Raw genomic sequence first — 14,803 nt, 5'->3', positions numbered from 1 at the left:
CTTGATCACATTGTTTAAATGTAGGATTACGATTTTTACACGTAAGACCAAATATGCAAACCCTTTCAAAATGTTTTTTAGTATTAATACCTTTTAAAAATATGGAGGTAATCTACTGGGTCATAGTCTTTTTTATTGATACTTTCTCCACGTCCTTGAAAAATTTCCCTGCCATAAATTTTGCAATCCCGCTTAACACCCTACTTCCCACACTAGCAATGACTCCTCCTACTTCAGCATTGCAGTCCCATTCTAAAACACAGCCATTTTCGGCCGGGCTGAGCTTACAGTCCATTTTTGCTGTTACATGTCCTGGTGATCCACTTCCCTCAGCATTAAAAATATAGTAATGATATTTTTCTACATCCTCTAGCTTTACTTGCCCTTCGTATTCACCCTTAACAGCTGCCACACCTAGTTTCATGCTTACTTCATATTTGTTTTCATCTATGAGTTCCAATTGCTGACAACCGGGGATTACCTCTTTTAGAATTTCTGGATCATGCAAAGCATTCCAAATCGCTTCAACCGGCTGTTTAAATTCCGTTTTTCCTTTTAATTCCACTATTTATTCCCTCCTTTCCTTCGTTTTTATAACTAGCTAAGAGATCCAGAATTATTTTAGCTGAACTATGTTCGCTAAATTATAGTGAGTACCCACAAACATCAAAAGTAAATAAAAACCTTATTATCCATACGTAATAACACGGTCGTTTTCAACCGTCATTTTTACAAGGGCATTTGGCATTCCTAATTCAATTTGTTTCCCTGCTAAATCCGCTTCTTCAATACCTCTGGCGCCGCATGAAACCTTCGATAATACTATTTTTCCACCACCCTCAATAATGGCATTCACTGAATCTCTTAAAGTAGCGGCTGTTTCTCCTATCCCAAGCGTTTGGTTTAAGTTTTCATCACGAATTAATTCCACAGCAGCCCCTGCTAAGAACATTGAAACTTGATGCCCTTCTTCAATTGCTGTCCTTGCAATTAGAAACGCACGATCTGCTTGAGTTGGTGCAGAAGGACCATGTGTTAAGTGAACAAGTATTTTTGCCATTTTTCTTCTCCTTTTTAAAAATTTTGAAGTCAAAACCTTTTCTGTTAATCTCAAAAAATAAATATTATTGGTTAGCACTAACTAACAACTGTTAGTTTACACTATCAACAACTTGTTAAATACATCATAAATTAAACATTCAGAATTTTCAAGAGATTTTTCTGTGCTTCTTTATAAAATTTTTCCTATGAACGATTAAAGCTGTAAATGAAAGATATAACTGCTGATTTCCCGTTGTACCCAAAGAGCTCCACCACTATTTATAGATTAATAAAATCTTTAATAGAAAGGTGGAGGGTCAAGTACTACTTATGGGACACGTACTTCCATGATTATACTATTGCAGATTTTTCTTTCGCTAATAACCGCCCGGCATTTGGGACAACTGGTGCTAGCCCAAGGTTTTTCAAGATTTGGTAAACAGTTGATGTGGCTGCTGATAAAACTGGCAGCCCAAGTTCGTCCTCAACAATTTGAATGGCTGGCAAAGACGGCATTTGTACACACGCTGACAAGACAATTGCATCTGCACCGGTCGTGTTTAAATTTCTTGCATGTTTCACAAGATTCATTGGATCTAATCTTCCCACTTCTAGATTGTCAGAAACTTCAAGACTAATAGAGTCAATGACCTCAATACCACTCGTATTTAAGTACTCAATCACCATATTCGTTAGAGGCTTCATATAGGGCGTAATGATTGACACTTTCTTCGCACCAATTTCTTTAATGCCTTCAATTAATGCACCTGCACTGCTAACGACAGGGGCATTATCTTTATTTCCTTTTACGACTTGACATAAACGATCCTCAGAGGATACATGATAGCCTGGTCCCTGTGACATGATGGCAATTAAACAGGCATAGGCTAACACATCGCATTTTGCATCAGAAAGTTCCAAGGCACAGCGATCACTATCATGATCCATCTTTTTTAATTCTTCTTTCGTGACATGCATCATCCTCATTCGGCTAGAATGAAAGGTAAATGATGCCTCCGGAAACAGCTCCTTTCGGCTGTTTAGCATGGCTGGAATTTCCGTTTCCATTGTTGTGTTTGAACTAGGCACGATTAAACCGACCCGATAGTTTTTTCCCATGTTTTTGCCCCTTCCTTAGTTATTTCTTTATTTAATACAGCAACATGTATACATCCATCTAGTCCCTTAGCATGTGTATTGACTGCTTTATGTGTTTCCGACACACTAAATTCATGTGTGATCATCTTTTCTAGTGGATAGCGGCCTGATTCAATAATCTTTAAAGCCACCCCTACCGCTTTTTTCGGACGGCCTAGGACACCTTTGATGGTTAATAGTTTCCACGTAATTTTACTGGACATGACTTCGTCGGTGAGAAAATGATCAGTACCAGAATGGACAATTGTCCCATGATATCCTGCTAGATCCAAACTTACCTTGAATTGAATTGGGGTAGTTGCTGCATTGATCACCGTGTTAGCCATTTTACCATTTGTAATTTTCGATACTTCTTTTACAAGATCATGTTTGTCAGCAAAAAGGACATGGGTTGCACCAAATTCTTTTGCAATTTCCAAGCGGTGGGCGTCTTTTGAAAGACCTGTCACGATAATGGTTCCAGCACCTGCTTCTTTTGCCCCAATCACCGCTCCAAGTCCCATTGGACCAGGTCCTTGGATGACCACTGTATCTCCAACCGTCGTATTTCCAACTTGTTGGACCCAATGAACACCGTTCGAAATAGGGATAAATAGAGTCAAAAGATCTGCAGGTACTTCTTTGTTTACCTTATGAATGATCGAATGTGGATGCAAATACATATATTCTGCGAAGCCGCCCCAAAGTGCTGTTTTCTCATTATAAATGCTCATCGCACCGTATCTTAGATCAAAGCAAAGATGATAATTACCTGTTAAACAAGGATCACAGTGCCCGCATGGGATATACTCCTCCACAATAACACGATCTCCTTTTTGTACATTCCAGCGCTTTTCTGCTTCTGCTCCAATTTCATCGATATACCCGACAATTTCATGGCCAATGATACAAGGGAGTTTAAACACCGCATTTCCACCGTGTAAATATCCTTCACTGTCAAGTCCACAAACGCCGCAGGATTCTACACGTAAAAGTCCGTCATTGTTCCCTATTGTTGGAATGGGAAATTCCATCATTTCGATTTGTTCTTTACCCGTCAAAACAGCAGCCTTTGCATGCGTTGGTCTAGTCATTTATTAACCTCCAAGATTACTTTTTTCTAATTTTCCATTTCATTACTTCGTATGGGGCATTTGCTATTTCTTGACTTAGTTCTTCATGGCTCTCATATTTTCTGTCTGGAATCTTTCGAACTTTAACGGATGTTTCAAATTCTTCTTTGAATGGAAACGGCTCAATGATGACTGAACCATCACCAGGCAGTTGAACGGCAACATGAATTCCTTCCCCATTCTGATTTTTACGAACTGGGCCGAGAACGGCTTCTGCCTGGTCTTGATGCCTATTAAGTGAGACGAGTTGTGACATACGATCCATTAATTGCAAAAACTCATAATCCATCCATACTTTATTTTCAAACTCGCTGCGCTTTTCATTATATTTCCAATATTTCATTTTGACGTCGACCCATTCCTTTTGCGTTTCAATGACTACATTTTGCATAAAGTCCTTTAAATCTTCAGGAATTTTATAGGTAAACGTAGGGTCATAGCCAAATCGACTCGTATATAAGCCAATCCAATGCATTCCGATTAACATACCGGCATACGGGTCCTCTTCCAGCATTTTTTTGTACCCGTTTGAATAAAACTGTACATGCTGTTTCACATTAATATTGATGAAATTAATTGGCCTCCCCGTTTCTTCATTAAATAAAACTTCTTTATCGGGCTCTACCCAACCAATATCATGTTTCTCAACAGCAGTAATTAATGATTGGGAAGGCGCTTCGAATTCCTCATTTCCCCAATGGCGGGCTACTTCTCCGGCTTGTATGGAATGGTGGTACTGATCTACTAACCAAATTTCGTTATCATGTTTAGTGACAAACATATTTCCCCTCCTAAGAACAAATTTAGTAAACTATGCATGTTGGATTTTTTTCTTCAAGGATATAATTACTTCATCGGTAGAAAGTACATCCGCATATTTCTGCTGCATATCAAACAGGTTCATTGCATGGGTAGTGATCCCTCGATCAAATACACACTCTTCCGGAACAACCACATTAAAATTGTAAGAAAACGCATCGACAACAGAAGCGCGTACACAACCACTTGTTGTTGTGCCGGTAACGATTAATGTATCAACATTTTGATCAACTAAATACGAGATTAACGGTGTTCCGAAAAACGCACTTGGCTTCTTTTTTGAAATGACAATTTCTCCGGGAATCGGTTTTAGCTGCTGGACAATTTCGGTTCCCTTCCCGCCTTCAACTAATGTCGGGTGACCAAATACATTCCCTTTAATGGCTGTTTTTTCATTCGAATTATGTTTATGTCCCTCAATAATCGTATAAAATATTGGAATATTAACCTCCCTGCAAACGTTCAGCAGTTCCTTAATATGGGGTATTGCCTTCCAAGCATCCGCACCACAACTAGTAGGGTATTTTTTTATCGACTGTTCAATATCCTCCGATTCTTCTCCAGTGAAGCCATAGGTAACATCAATAATAACTAGAGCAGGGTTCTCGCCAAGTCCATTTACTTTCCCTAACCCGGCACCCGAGTACACCTTTTGATCTCTTTCATCTAAATATTGCTCCCAAATTCTTTTCCTCACTTCCATCCCCCTCTTTAAAGACCGCTCTTGGAATTAATATTGTTTGATATTTCTCAGTAAACGGTATAACTTTGTCCGGTTTGTCCTCCTAAGATACTTTTTCTATATGCAAGAGCAGCCCTTTCAGCTTTGACAGCTTCAAATCCTTCAAAGAATAGACCATACTTTTCCTTTGACTCCTCTAGCATGTTAGGACTCACGCTATTAATGCGGATACCCCTTGGTAATTCAATTGCCGCTGATTTAACGAACGCACGAACACCACCATTCGCCATCGCAGAGGAGGAACCCTGCACCACGGGATCATCCATTAAGATACCAGTCGTTAACGTGATACTACCGTGATCACGAATGTATGGTAAGCCAAGAAGAACTAAGTTTATTTGACCAAGCAGCTTACTATTCACAGCAATGCTATTTAGTTCGGGCGTTAATTCTTCAATCGGACCATAATGTGCAGCACCTGCTGCACATACAAGTGCATCAATTTCGCCAACTTCCTTAAACATTTCGCTAATGCTTGCGGTTGAGGTGATATCTACTCCAATATCAGAATGACTCCGACTCGCACATACTATTTCTGCTTCGTCCTTCATCTCATTGACAACTGCCGATCCAAGAGTACCATTCGCACCGACTATTAAAATCTTCATTCTGTATCCCTCCAATGCTAAATGAAAGAATTCTATACCACTTCTGTTTGCGATCCGATTATTTTCAGCCACTCGCTCTTTACGGAACTGGAATCAAGGTCAATTCCTATTAAAATCATAAAATATTGATCAGAGCTTTCCGGTTTCCATTCTATCCTTTTCACACCTGAATATTGAATCAAATAGGAAGTATTTCCCGAGCCCTCCAAAATCCAGACAAACCCCTTTGCACGAACAATTTTGTCAGCATGCCTAACGAAAAACCCCTCAACATCTGCTTTGTTAAGTGAACGATCAGCAGGTAAAACCAAGGTAGTCATACTAGAATAATTTCTCTCTAAGCCATACCCTTTATTTGGTCTATGTTGCTTTACTTGATTGTCCGAAAATATCTGTTTCAATAGCTTTTCAAAGTCGATCCCACCAAATCGAGCATATTCTATTTTCGCAACGGAGTTTCTTTGCTTAACCACCTTTCTTATTTCATCGACTATAGATGGTTTAACCAAATCTAATTTATTGATGACAATATGGTCGGCACATTCTAGTTGATGAAACAATGTTTCTTTAAAAGTTCGGGAATGATCATCAAGGAGAAACTCTGCATCAAGGACGGTAATAATACTTTTCAACTCTACTTTGGCAATAATTTCTCTTTCATTTAGTGCACTTGCTACTTCCTCGGGATTTGCTACCCCTGTTAGCTCGATAAAAATGATATCGGGCTTTTTTTGTAAAAGTGCATCGATACTATATGAAATCTCGCTTTTTTTGCTGCAACATATACACCCATCCAGTAAGGATTCAATTTTTTCACGATCAAAGCTCTTCGAAACGAGCAAACCGTCTACATCCACCTTGCCCCGCTCATTAATTAATACGGCATAATTTAAATTGCGTTTTTTCGTTTCAGTTAACAAATTTACAAGTAACGTCGTTTTACCGCTCCCTAAAAAACCGCTTACCATCACAACAGGAATTCTATTCATCTTTTACCTCACGCGTTTGGAATCTATCCATATTTTCATGTTCTATAACGGTTTATTAGTTATTACTAACTAATATGGGTAATAAAAATATTTATTCATCCTGTTTTTCAATTACTTTTGAAATAAAGGAGCCTATTATTAAAGCTAAAACAGGCGCACTAATTTGAAAAAAGGAGATGTTTGATAACGCTATGACGAAAGCAAATGTGGAACCTAAACGGATTCTTTGCTTTGAAAAACCTAATTGTAAACTTGACCCGAGCACCCCTATAAGAGCAAATCCCGCCAACATAGATACAAATGAGAGTGGCAGCGCTTTTATAAAAGGAACAATCTTCCACGCGAAAATTCCGAATAGTAAAATCAATACACCAGAAACAACTGATGCCATATACCTTTTTTCTCTAGGCCCCGTCTCATCACCTGCACATATCGCTGACATCATTCCCGCAATGTTTGCACTTTGACCGCCAAAAATGGCTGTTATCATTGTAAAGATACCGCTTGCTGCTATTATCTTTTTTGTCGGCGGATTAAAATTTGTGCTTTTTAACGCACCGATTCCAGGGGCTGCATCATTGCTTAAAATAAGGAGTGCAAGCGGCAATGATATGGTGAAAATTCCTATAATAGAAATTTCCGGCTTAAAAACGCCGGGAAAGATATATGAAGTCTCCATTGGTGATATTTCGATATTTTGTGTAAATAATATAATTAAAAGTGCAATACAAACCGCACCAAGTACAGCAGGTATACGTTTAACCCATTTAATGAAGATAAGGTAACATAGCACCGCCGGAATACCAACAATGGCCATGTCATTAACTGATGATATTAAACGGACCACATATGTTGTAATCATTCCAGCTAACATGGCTGCGATAATTTCATTAGGAAACCATTGCATTATTTTTGTGAAGAGCCCGGAAATTCCAATAATAAAAATGATCAACCCGGTAATCATAAATGCACCAATTAGTTCTGAAAAAGTATAATAAGGGGTAATTGTTACAAGGAATGCGACACCCGATAATGAATGTGCCCCTGTAATCGGAATTTTATAAATGAATGGAAAGATAACACTGAAAAGCCCCCCAAAAAAATAGACCGCGAACATCCATGAAATGGTTTGTTCATGTGTAAAATGACCCGCCTCTGCTGCAGCTAATATAATGGCGGGAGGTCCCGTCATTGCTAGCATAGCGGATATTATTCCGGACGATACATTGTTTGTTGTCAGATCATGTAATGGCTTTTGTTTATGTCTATGAATCTCTGTTTTCTTTACATGGCAGGCTTCTGTTTCCATAAAGTACAAACCCCTCAATCATAAGATTGACTTATAAAATAAAGCTTAAATTCCCAAGAGGTTCGTTATTATTTATTAATTCAACCTTCTTAAAACTAATTTTCAAATCATTTCCTTCCATGAGCAAGTGATGCTCATTTCTACCGGCAAATATCGTTTGTTCCCCTCTTCTTAATTCCACAAGCAGGAAATTAGATGATACAATGACTTTTTCCCCTACTTCTTCAAGTATTTCAACATTTGTAATGAGGTGTCGTGTTTTCGATTTCGGCTGCTGACCGTATGCTAATCCTGTCTGAAGCCTCCAAATTCTTTCTTCCAGCCGTTTCCGATCATCATAGATGATAGACACGTGGGTTTCAGGGTCAATATCGTTTTCATTGCAAGGGATCCAGTACCGGCAGTCATGTGTAAATAATGTCAGCCACTCTTCAAACCTTTCATCATTAATATATCTTGCTTCTTTGTATAAAAAAGCCTCTATTTGTTGTAAATCAATTCTTGTTTTGATCAAAGCTAATCTCCTTCCCTTCTTAACCTTTTTTTCGTAGATCCTGGAATGTTTATGCCTCCATAAGGCGTTTCCATTCCTTATAAATTGCCCGTGTTGATACTTCGTCACTTGAATTAGCGGTAATAATTCCATTTTCATCGACTTGTTCCCTATTCATACCGCGACTGATTACTAACCATTCATTTCCTTCTGCCTTTAGTCCCTCTTTCACCCGCTCAAAGGCAACTTCCACATCATCTGGGCTTCCAAATCCCGCTGGTCCGTAAAAACCTTCGTGGGTTCTTAATCGCTGCGTATTTACTTCCTTTGATGCACCCTTTAACATAATCGGATAAAGTGCTACTTCTGTTCGTTCGACTGAAACTGGTTGAATGACCCGGACTTGTGACCCTAGTAATGCAAGATTTGGGAAGATAATTAAATTAAACGGCAAAGCCCCAATATTTAAATCTCCCGCCAATTCGTATAATGAATGACCGTTTCCAAGATCTGATACCTTCTCTTCCTTATGCATCTTGGCGAACTTCATCTTCTCACCAGTACGCTGCGATACAATGTCAAAAAATGTCTTGTGTACAAAACTTAAGTGATAAGGGTCTATGGTATTTTCTACTTGAAATTTCCAATTGGCATTAAGGAAATACTTGTGTTTCCCGGCCGATAATTCAATCCCTTCAGGGCCGGAATCGGCAACAAAGTCAATGTATGGCTTGGCATTCCCTAAATGATCTGTCAACGGTTTGACTTTCTCGTTCAGACTGGCAAAAATAAAACCACGGTAACTATCCACTTTAGGAACTTGAAGCAGCCCCATTTCCTCCCGGTTAAATTCCTCTCCATATCCATCCTGAAATGGAGCACCAAGAAGTTTACCGCTGTTGGAATATGTCCAACCGTGATAGGCACATCGCAGTACATGTGCATTCCCGCATTCATCTTGGCATACCGATGCGCCCCGATGACGGCACCGATTAAAGACGACATTAATTTGCTTGCTATCGGCACTTCGTGTAACAATCACAGGCTGTGAACCAATTTTGGTTGTTTTATAGTCACCAGGGTTGGCAATTTCACTTTCATGCCCAACATACACCCATGTTTCCCCAAAGATTTTATCGATTTCCATTTTAAAAATATCTCGGTCGGTGTAAATCTTGCCGTGAACAGCTCCGTCTTTAACATAATCTGCAATATTTATTGTATTTAACATTACTCCTTCACCTGCTTTATCAATTTTTGGTTAGAATTTTTATCAAATAGGGAAAAGACCCTTATTAGCTTTCTTATAATCCAAAAGTTAGAAGTGGCTCATTGGTGGAATGACCAATCCCCTTCCAACGGCTGATTGACGGGTCAAGTATGGGGTGAAGATCTTTATGTTCACACCACGCCAAGCTTTCCAGTTCCAGTGGGTCAAGATATATAACCCTTTGGGTTCGTATATCCTTGATCATGAGTCTAACGCCATTGGAAGAGAGATCTACTTTCACAGCTACGTGAGCAAACTCATTTTTAAGGATTAATTCCTTACTCATGCTCTACCTCCTCAAGTTAATTGTTAGTTAGTGCAAACTAACAATAAGATTAAAATAATATTTTATACTCCTGATTGAATAGTGTTAGTTAGTGCCTGCTAACTAACACTTTATTTAATATATTACCACTATGATAATAGTAATATATAGCAAATAAGAATGTCAACATAATTCTGAATTTTTAGTATTTTGTTGTATTTTTACTTTTAATGAAGGCCTATACCTCATTACTACCCATTAATCAGTTTCACCTTCAATTAATAACTGGTAATCATAAGGGGTGTCAACGTCAGGAATCTGTACTCTATTCATTTCCGAATAATAAACATGTTGTTCGAATTTTTTTAGGACCGATTTGCCCCCTTCATCCCCCTTAATTTCTAATAAATGAGGAAACATCTCCTTTTTGAATAAGACAGGATGCCCTTTGACACCTTGATATTTTGCTTGGATTATTGGGAAACTCTGGTTACGATTGTGAGTTTTAATAATTGTATTAATTTCTGTGGATGACATTAACGGTTGATCACCCAGCAAAAAAATTACAGACTGTGCAGTTTCGGGCAGTGAATGCAGTCCTAATTTGACGGAGGTTGACATACCATCGTCTGACTGATCATTCAATATGATTTTACTAACGCCTTCTATACTCCGTGCCTCTTTGACAAGATTTTTTATGTTCGGATTCACTACAACAATGATTCCTTCCACATCGGATTTTTGACATTCGTCTATCACATGCCTAAATAGTGACTTTCCTTTATACGGCAATAGCAATTTGGGCTTTCCCATTCGTGTCGAAAATCCAGCGGCTAAAATGATTGCCCATACATGTCCATTTACACTCTCGATAGTTGTTCATCCTCCTTGTAAGGAAATTGAAGAGCTCCTTTTGATAGCTTGTTACCAGTTCCACCTCGATAAATCATCGAAATTTCTGCCATAATACTCAATGCAATTTCCTCAGGTGTTACTGACCCGATATTCAATCCAATTGGGCTATGGATTTTATATAGATTAGGATGATTATTTAAATCCATTCCTTCACATAATTGATAAGTCCTTTTTCTCGGTCCCAGTAAACCAATATAGGCTGCATCTGAATCTAATACTTCTTTTAATATTATTTGATCTTGTGAAAAATGATGCGACATAATAACAACATACGTATTTTCGTCAAATCTTACTTGCGGTGTTGTTCCCGGCTTATAGCAAATTAATTCATCTGCTTCAGGAAAATTCGTCTGATTTACAAAAGCTGGCCGATGGTCAAGTACTGTGACGTGCCATTTTATTTTTTTGGCCATTTGTGCTAATGGAACTGCATCTGGACCGGCACCAAATATGGCCATACGCGGAGATGGAGTAATCGTATCATAAAAAACTTGAAATCCATTACTCCCCTCAATTTGCACGAGTGAACAGGTCGTGCCTGTGCCCATTGTGCGTAAATAATCGTCAATTATTTCTTTGTAGGGAATATGATCATATTCTCGGGTTTCTGGATCAACTATCCATTTACTGCCAACCAAATCTGGATTTTCTGCGCCCGTGATCGTGATACTGTGAATCGTTTTACTTAACCCTTCTTTAAACCAGTTTTCCATTTGTACTGATTTAGATAAATCTCGAATGGGGGAATAGGGTTCAAGTAAAATATTCATTTTTCCATTACATCCCAACCCGAGTCCCCATAGAAGATCTCCTTCATCTTGAAAGTTATAATGTACGATTCGAGGCTGTCCACTTTCGATCACTTCAAAAGCAATTTCTTTTAAATCCCCCTCAACACATCCACCGCTTACCAACCCAGTAAGCTGGCCATCTCCTGCTATAAAGCATTTTGCACCGGTCTTTTGATAAGTGGAACCCTTTGTAGAAATAATTGTGCCAAGGACTCCCTCTAACCCATGACTTTTACATCGAATTATTTCATTAAAAATCGCCTGCATGTTACCAACCCCCTTTAAATGAGAAGTATCAGTGAATAATGATTAATTGACTCCCACTTCTTTATTAAGCGTTTATAGTTATTACTCTATATTATTGTTACCGATTTCAGATTTGTCAATATATTTAGTTAATTGCCAAACTGAGTTCAATCTGGAATTCCAGCGAATTCTGTCATTCCAGACTGATGACAGACTTTTTATGCAATAATCCTCTTTGAAAAGTCCTTTATAAAGCTCACCACGCCTGTTTTATCAAAATAAAGAATTTAAAAAATGGAATACTACTATTATCTATTTGGTAATGGGAGGTATTAGAGTGATAACTAAAAAAAATCCTTTATCTATTTTCGCTCTAGGCGGCATAAATGAAATCGGTAAAAACATGTATGTGGTTCAATACGCAGATGATATTGTCATCATCGACTGTGGCGGAAAATTTCCGGATGAAAGCTTATTAGGAATTGATTTAATTATTCCTGATGTTACTTACTTGGAAGAGAATCAGGAAAAAATCCGTGCGTTAATCGTGACACACGGGCACGAAGATCATATTGGCGGAATTCCTTATTTTTTACGAAAAGTAAATGTCCCCATTTATGCCACTCGCTTTACACTAGGTTTAATTGAATTAAAATTAGATGAGCATCGGCTTACAAGGGACACGAAACTCATTCCAATCGATTCTGAATCTCAGCTTGAATTAGGTGAGATGAATGTATCATTTTTCAGGGTTAACCATAGTATTCCTGATTGTTTAGGGATTGTCTTTCACACACCTGAAGGGAATGTTGTTCACACTGGAGATTTCAAATTTGATTTAACACCGACGAATCAGCATCCAGATATTCACAAAATGGCCGCTATTGGTGAGCAAGGTGTCTTAGTGCTAATTTCGGAAAGCACAAATGCGGAACGGACAGGCCTGTCGCCATCCGAGCGAATGGTTGGCAGCCATTTGACCGAGGCTTTCATGAAAGCGGATGGAAAAATCTTCATTTCAACCTTTGCTTCGAATGTGAATCGCGTGCAGCAAGTGGTCGAATCTTGCATGAAGACGAATAGAAAGCTTGCCTTGCTTGGCAGAAGTATGGTGAATGTAGTTTCAGTAGCGATGGAACGCGGATATTTAACCGTTCCGGATGGGATGCTGATTGAGGCAAACGAAGTTGATCATCTTGCTCCTGAAAAAGTTGCCATTCTATGTACGGGGAGTCAAGGAGAGCCAATGGCTGCTCTTGCCCGCCTTGCCAGCGGAAATTATCGGGATATTTCCATTTACCCCGGAGACACCGTTATTTTAGCAGCTTCTCCAATACCAGGGAACGAAAAAGATGTTTCACGTATTATCGACAACTTATTTCAGCTGGGAGCTAAAGTGATTTATGGGTCTGGAAGCACAACAGGCATGCATGTTTCGGGACATGGATATCAGGAAGACCTAAAGCTCATGCTTACTCTGATGAAACCCACCTATTTTATTCCTGTTCATGGTGAATTTAGAATGCTTCACCATCATCGTCTGCTCGCCGAATCGGTTGGAGTCGAACCAGGAAACACGTTTACTATTAAAAATGGTGATGTCGTAGATGTCGAAAACTCTATTGCCCGTCAGACGCGGAGGATTCCATCGGGAGATACGTATGTTGACGGAATGGGCGTCGGCGATGTCGGGGAAATCGTGTTACGAGACCGTAAGCAGCTTTCTGAGGATGGCATGCTCGTCATTGTTTTAACATTAAGTAAAACGGACCGAAAAATTATTCAAGGACCTGATACAATTTCACGTGGATTTGTTTACGTAAAAGATTCTGAAGATCTCCTAAGAGAGATTAACCGCCTAGTTAAAAAAACGGTTAATGATCTCCAAGCCGAGAATATTCGGCAGTGGAATGTCATTAAACAAAATATTAAAAAATCAGTTGGCCAATATTTATTCGCAAAAACAAAGAGAAAGCCAATGATTTTGCCGATCATTATTGAAATTTGATAACAAACACAATGCATTCACAAAAAAACTAACCATAACAAGGCTTCCACACCACGTGGAAGCTTGTTTTATATAAAACACAATCGAAATTTACCAATAGCAATGTAAATAGTCAACATTACTTGGAATTGATAGCACGATCTTATAGAATTGAAGATTTCCTATTACCCACAACACCAAAAATGAATCCAATACCCCCTATTGGATGCGTTTCACTCAGGATTTTCACCAAAAACGTATCCAATACCCCCTATTGGATGCGTTTCACTCAGGACTTTTACCAAAAATGCATCCTATACCACCTATTGGATTTATTTTGCTCCGGATTTTCATCATAAATGAATCCAATATCCTTTATTGAATTCATTCTTCCGAACTTCCCTCCAAATGTGTAATATTCCTCAAATTTCATCATTAGAGGAATGCTTCTTGTATTCATCTTAGGACTCAATATCTTCTCCCCTTTTTAGTACAGATAACTTTCCATCCACTTCCAAGAACGCTACTCTGACCTCATCAATATCAAAAATACCCTCCTGCCGCAGCATGGTTTCCAATACTGATTTAGTCATTCTTTCTTTTTTCATTAGCTGCCTATTTATTTTCCCATGTAAAATTATCACTTGCGGCTCTCCTTGGATCAATTTTTCAAACTTCTTATTATTCCTTGTAAACCAATCAAGAATAAAAATCATTATGACCCAAAAACACATCGCTATAATCATATGCCACCATTTATACGTATCATCCACGGTAATATTAGCGACCAGGTCCGCTAATATCACAGCAAACGCAAAATCTAATGTTGTAATCTGCGCCAATTCCTTTTTCCCCATCAACCGGATGATAATAATTAATGCAACTAGACCAATTGCCAATTTTTCTAACAACAGTAACACGACCATTCCCCCTGTCTCTTTTTTTCACGGAGTATACTTGCACACATTTTGAGTACCCCATCTAAAATATTTGTAACTTGAATGGCTATTAAAAGAATCTGCACTGGACAGATAGTTACGAAAAAATATGGCTTTATT

The 14,803-nt window shown here is 38.6% G+C and carries 16 protein-coding genes; 1 reads left to right on the top strand and 15 read right to left on the bottom strand.

The annotated features are described in order from the left end of the window. Nucleotides 1-112 precede the first annotated feature (112 nt). The 14 genes from FAY30_RS04525 to FAY30_RS04460 all read right to left on the bottom strand — a co-directional run bounded on the left by FAY30_RS04525 (nucleotide 113) and on the right by FAY30_RS04460 (nucleotide 11,779). Complete coding sequence (locus tag FAY30_RS04525) at nucleotides 113-565, bottom strand: SRPBCC family protein (protein WP_190284815.1); 453 nt, start codon at nucleotides 563-565, stop codon at nucleotides 113-115. Nucleotides 566-688: 123 nt separating this feature from the next. Continuing rightward, on the bottom strand, nucleotides 689-1,060 hold the full coding sequence (locus FAY30_RS04520; protein WP_149868764.1) for a DsrE family protein: 372 nt from the start codon (nucleotides 1,058-1,060) through the stop codon (nucleotides 689-691). Nucleotides 1,061-1,392: 332 nt separating this feature from the next. Beyond that, on the bottom strand, nucleotides 1,393-2,160 hold the full coding sequence (locus tag FAY30_RS04515) for a maleate cis-trans isomerase family protein (RefSeq protein WP_149868763.1): 768 nt from the start codon (nucleotides 2,158-2,160) through the stop codon (nucleotides 1,393-1,395). Further along, a complete protein-coding gene (locus FAY30_RS04510; RefSeq protein WP_149868762.1) occupies nucleotides 2,133-3,272 on the bottom strand; it encodes a zinc-dependent alcohol dehydrogenase in 1,140 nt (379 codons plus the stop codon). The genes FAY30_RS04515 and FAY30_RS04510 overlap by 28 nt, the downstream gene beginning before the upstream one ends. Before the next feature lie 16 nt (nucleotides 3,273-3,288). Next, nucleotides 3,289-4,092: a DUF3891 family protein gene (locus tag FAY30_RS04505; protein ID WP_149868761.1), complete on the bottom strand. Its 804-nt coding sequence runs from the start codon at nucleotides 4,090-4,092 to the stop codon at nucleotides 3,289-3,291. Between the two features lie 30 nt (nucleotides 4,093-4,122). Next, the gene (locus tag FAY30_RS04500) at nucleotides 4,123-4,827 is read right to left on the bottom strand and encodes an isochorismatase family protein (protein WP_223820891.1); all 705 of its coding nucleotides are present in this window, start codon (nucleotides 4,825-4,827) and stop codon (nucleotides 4,123-4,125) included. Nucleotides 4,828-4,880: 53 nt separating this feature from the next. Then, the gene (locus FAY30_RS04495; protein WP_149868759.1) at nucleotides 4,881-5,480 is read right to left on the bottom strand and encodes a short chain dehydrogenase; all 600 of its coding nucleotides are present in this window, start codon (nucleotides 5,478-5,480) and stop codon (nucleotides 4,881-4,883) included. A 32-nt stretch (nucleotides 5,481-5,512) separates the two neighbouring features. Continuing rightward, a complete protein-coding gene (locus FAY30_RS04490) occupies nucleotides 5,513-6,469 on the bottom strand; it encodes a CobW family GTP-binding protein (RefSeq protein WP_149868758.1) in 957 nt (318 codons plus the stop codon). Nucleotides 6,470-6,560: 91 nt separating this feature from the next. Further along, complete coding sequence (locus FAY30_RS04485) at nucleotides 6,561-7,778, bottom strand: benzoate/H(+) symporter BenE family transporter (RefSeq protein WP_149868757.1); 1,218 nt, start codon at nucleotides 7,776-7,778, stop codon at nucleotides 6,561-6,563. A gap of 31 nt (nucleotides 7,779-7,809) precedes the next feature. Next, nucleotides 7,810-8,292: an aromatic-ring-hydroxylating dioxygenase subunit beta gene (locus FAY30_RS04480; protein ID WP_190284814.1), complete on the bottom strand. Its 483-nt coding sequence runs from the start codon at nucleotides 8,290-8,292 to the stop codon at nucleotides 7,810-7,812. A 49-nt stretch (nucleotides 8,293-8,341) separates the two neighbouring features. Beyond that, complete coding sequence (locus FAY30_RS04475) at nucleotides 8,342-9,502, bottom strand: aromatic ring-hydroxylating oxygenase subunit alpha (RefSeq protein ID WP_149868755.1); 1,161 nt, start codon at nucleotides 9,500-9,502, stop codon at nucleotides 8,342-8,344. 73 nt (nucleotides 9,503-9,575) lie between these two features. Further along, complete coding sequence (locus FAY30_RS04470) at nucleotides 9,576-9,827, bottom strand: hypothetical protein (protein WP_149868754.1); 252 nt, start codon at nucleotides 9,825-9,827, stop codon at nucleotides 9,576-9,578. A 237-nt stretch (nucleotides 9,828-10,064) separates the two neighbouring features. After that, on the bottom strand, nucleotides 10,065-10,646 hold the full coding sequence (locus tag FAY30_RS04465) for a nucleotidyltransferase family protein (protein WP_223820974.1): 582 nt from the start codon (nucleotides 10,644-10,646) through the stop codon (nucleotides 10,065-10,067). A gap of 20 nt (nucleotides 10,647-10,666) precedes the next feature. Then, nucleotides 10,667-11,779 carry an XdhC family protein gene (locus tag FAY30_RS04460; RefSeq protein WP_149868752.1) on the bottom strand — a complete coding sequence of 371 codons (1,113 nt, stop codon included), beginning with the start codon at nucleotides 11,777-11,779 and terminating at the stop codon, nucleotides 10,667-10,669. Between the two features lie 316 nt (nucleotides 11,780-12,095). On the opposite strand from FAY30_RS04460, the gene FAY30_RS04455 reads away from it, so the two are divergent. Next, a complete protein-coding gene (locus FAY30_RS04455; RefSeq protein ID WP_223820890.1) occupies nucleotides 12,096-13,766 on the top strand; it encodes a ribonuclease J in 1,671 nt (556 codons plus the stop codon). A gap of 440 nt (nucleotides 13,767-14,206) precedes the next feature. Here the strand turns inward: FAY30_RS04455 and FAY30_RS04450 are convergent, their stop codons facing one another. Beyond that, nucleotides 14,207-14,665: a DUF421 domain-containing protein gene (locus FAY30_RS04450; RefSeq protein WP_190284813.1), complete on the bottom strand. Its 459-nt coding sequence runs from the start codon at nucleotides 14,663-14,665 to the stop codon at nucleotides 14,207-14,209. Between the last annotated feature and the right edge of the window lie 138 nt (nucleotides 14,666-14,803).

Origin of the sequence: Bacillus sp. S3 (assembly GCF_005154805.1) — a bacterium.
Classification (GTDB): Bacteria; Bacillota; Bacilli; order Bacillales; family Cytobacillaceae; genus Neobacillus.
This window is presented reverse-complemented; position numbering and strand designations above follow the sequence as displayed.

What these genes read in the sequence shown, in the direction of transcription:
- FAY30_RS04520 (WP_149868764.1), bottom strand. Translation starts at nt 1,060, where the DNA reads ATGGCAAAAATACTTGTTCACTTAACACATGGTCCTTCTGCACCAACT.
- FAY30_RS04515 (WP_149868763.1), bottom strand. Translation starts at nt 2,160, where the DNA reads ATGGGAAAAAACTATCGGGTCGGTTTAATCGTGCCTAGTTCAAACACA.
- FAY30_RS04510 (WP_149868762.1), bottom strand. Translation starts at nt 3,272, where the DNA reads ATGACTAGACCAACGCATGCAAAGGCTGCTGTTTTGACGGGTAAAGAA.
- FAY30_RS04505 (WP_149868761.1), bottom strand. Translation starts at nt 4,092, where the DNA reads ATGTTTGTCACTAAACATGATAACGAAATTTGGTTAGTAGATCAGTAC.
- FAY30_RS04495 (WP_149868759.1), bottom strand. Translation starts at nt 5,480, where the DNA reads ATGAAGATTTTAATAGTCGGTGCGAATGGTACTCTTGGATCGGCAGTT.
- FAY30_RS04490 (WP_149868758.1), bottom strand. Translation starts at nt 6,469, where the DNA reads ATGAATAGAATTCCTGTTGTGATGGTAAGCGGTTTTTTAGGGAGCGGT.
- FAY30_RS04485 (WP_149868757.1), bottom strand. Translation starts at nt 7,778, where the DNA reads ATGGAAACAGAAGCCTGCCATGTAAAGAAAACAGAGATTCATAGACAT.
- FAY30_RS04475 (WP_149868755.1), bottom strand. Translation starts at nt 9,502, where the DNA reads ATGTTAAATACAATAAATATTGCAGATTATGTTAAAGACGGAGCTGTT.
- FAY30_RS04470 (WP_149868754.1), bottom strand. Translation starts at nt 9,827, where the DNA reads ATGAGTAAGGAATTAATCCTTAAAAATGAGTTTGCTCACGTAGCTGTG.
- FAY30_RS04460 (WP_149868752.1), bottom strand. Translation starts at nt 11,779, where the DNA reads ATGCAGGCGATTTTTAATGAAATAATTCGATGTAAAAGTCATGGGTTA.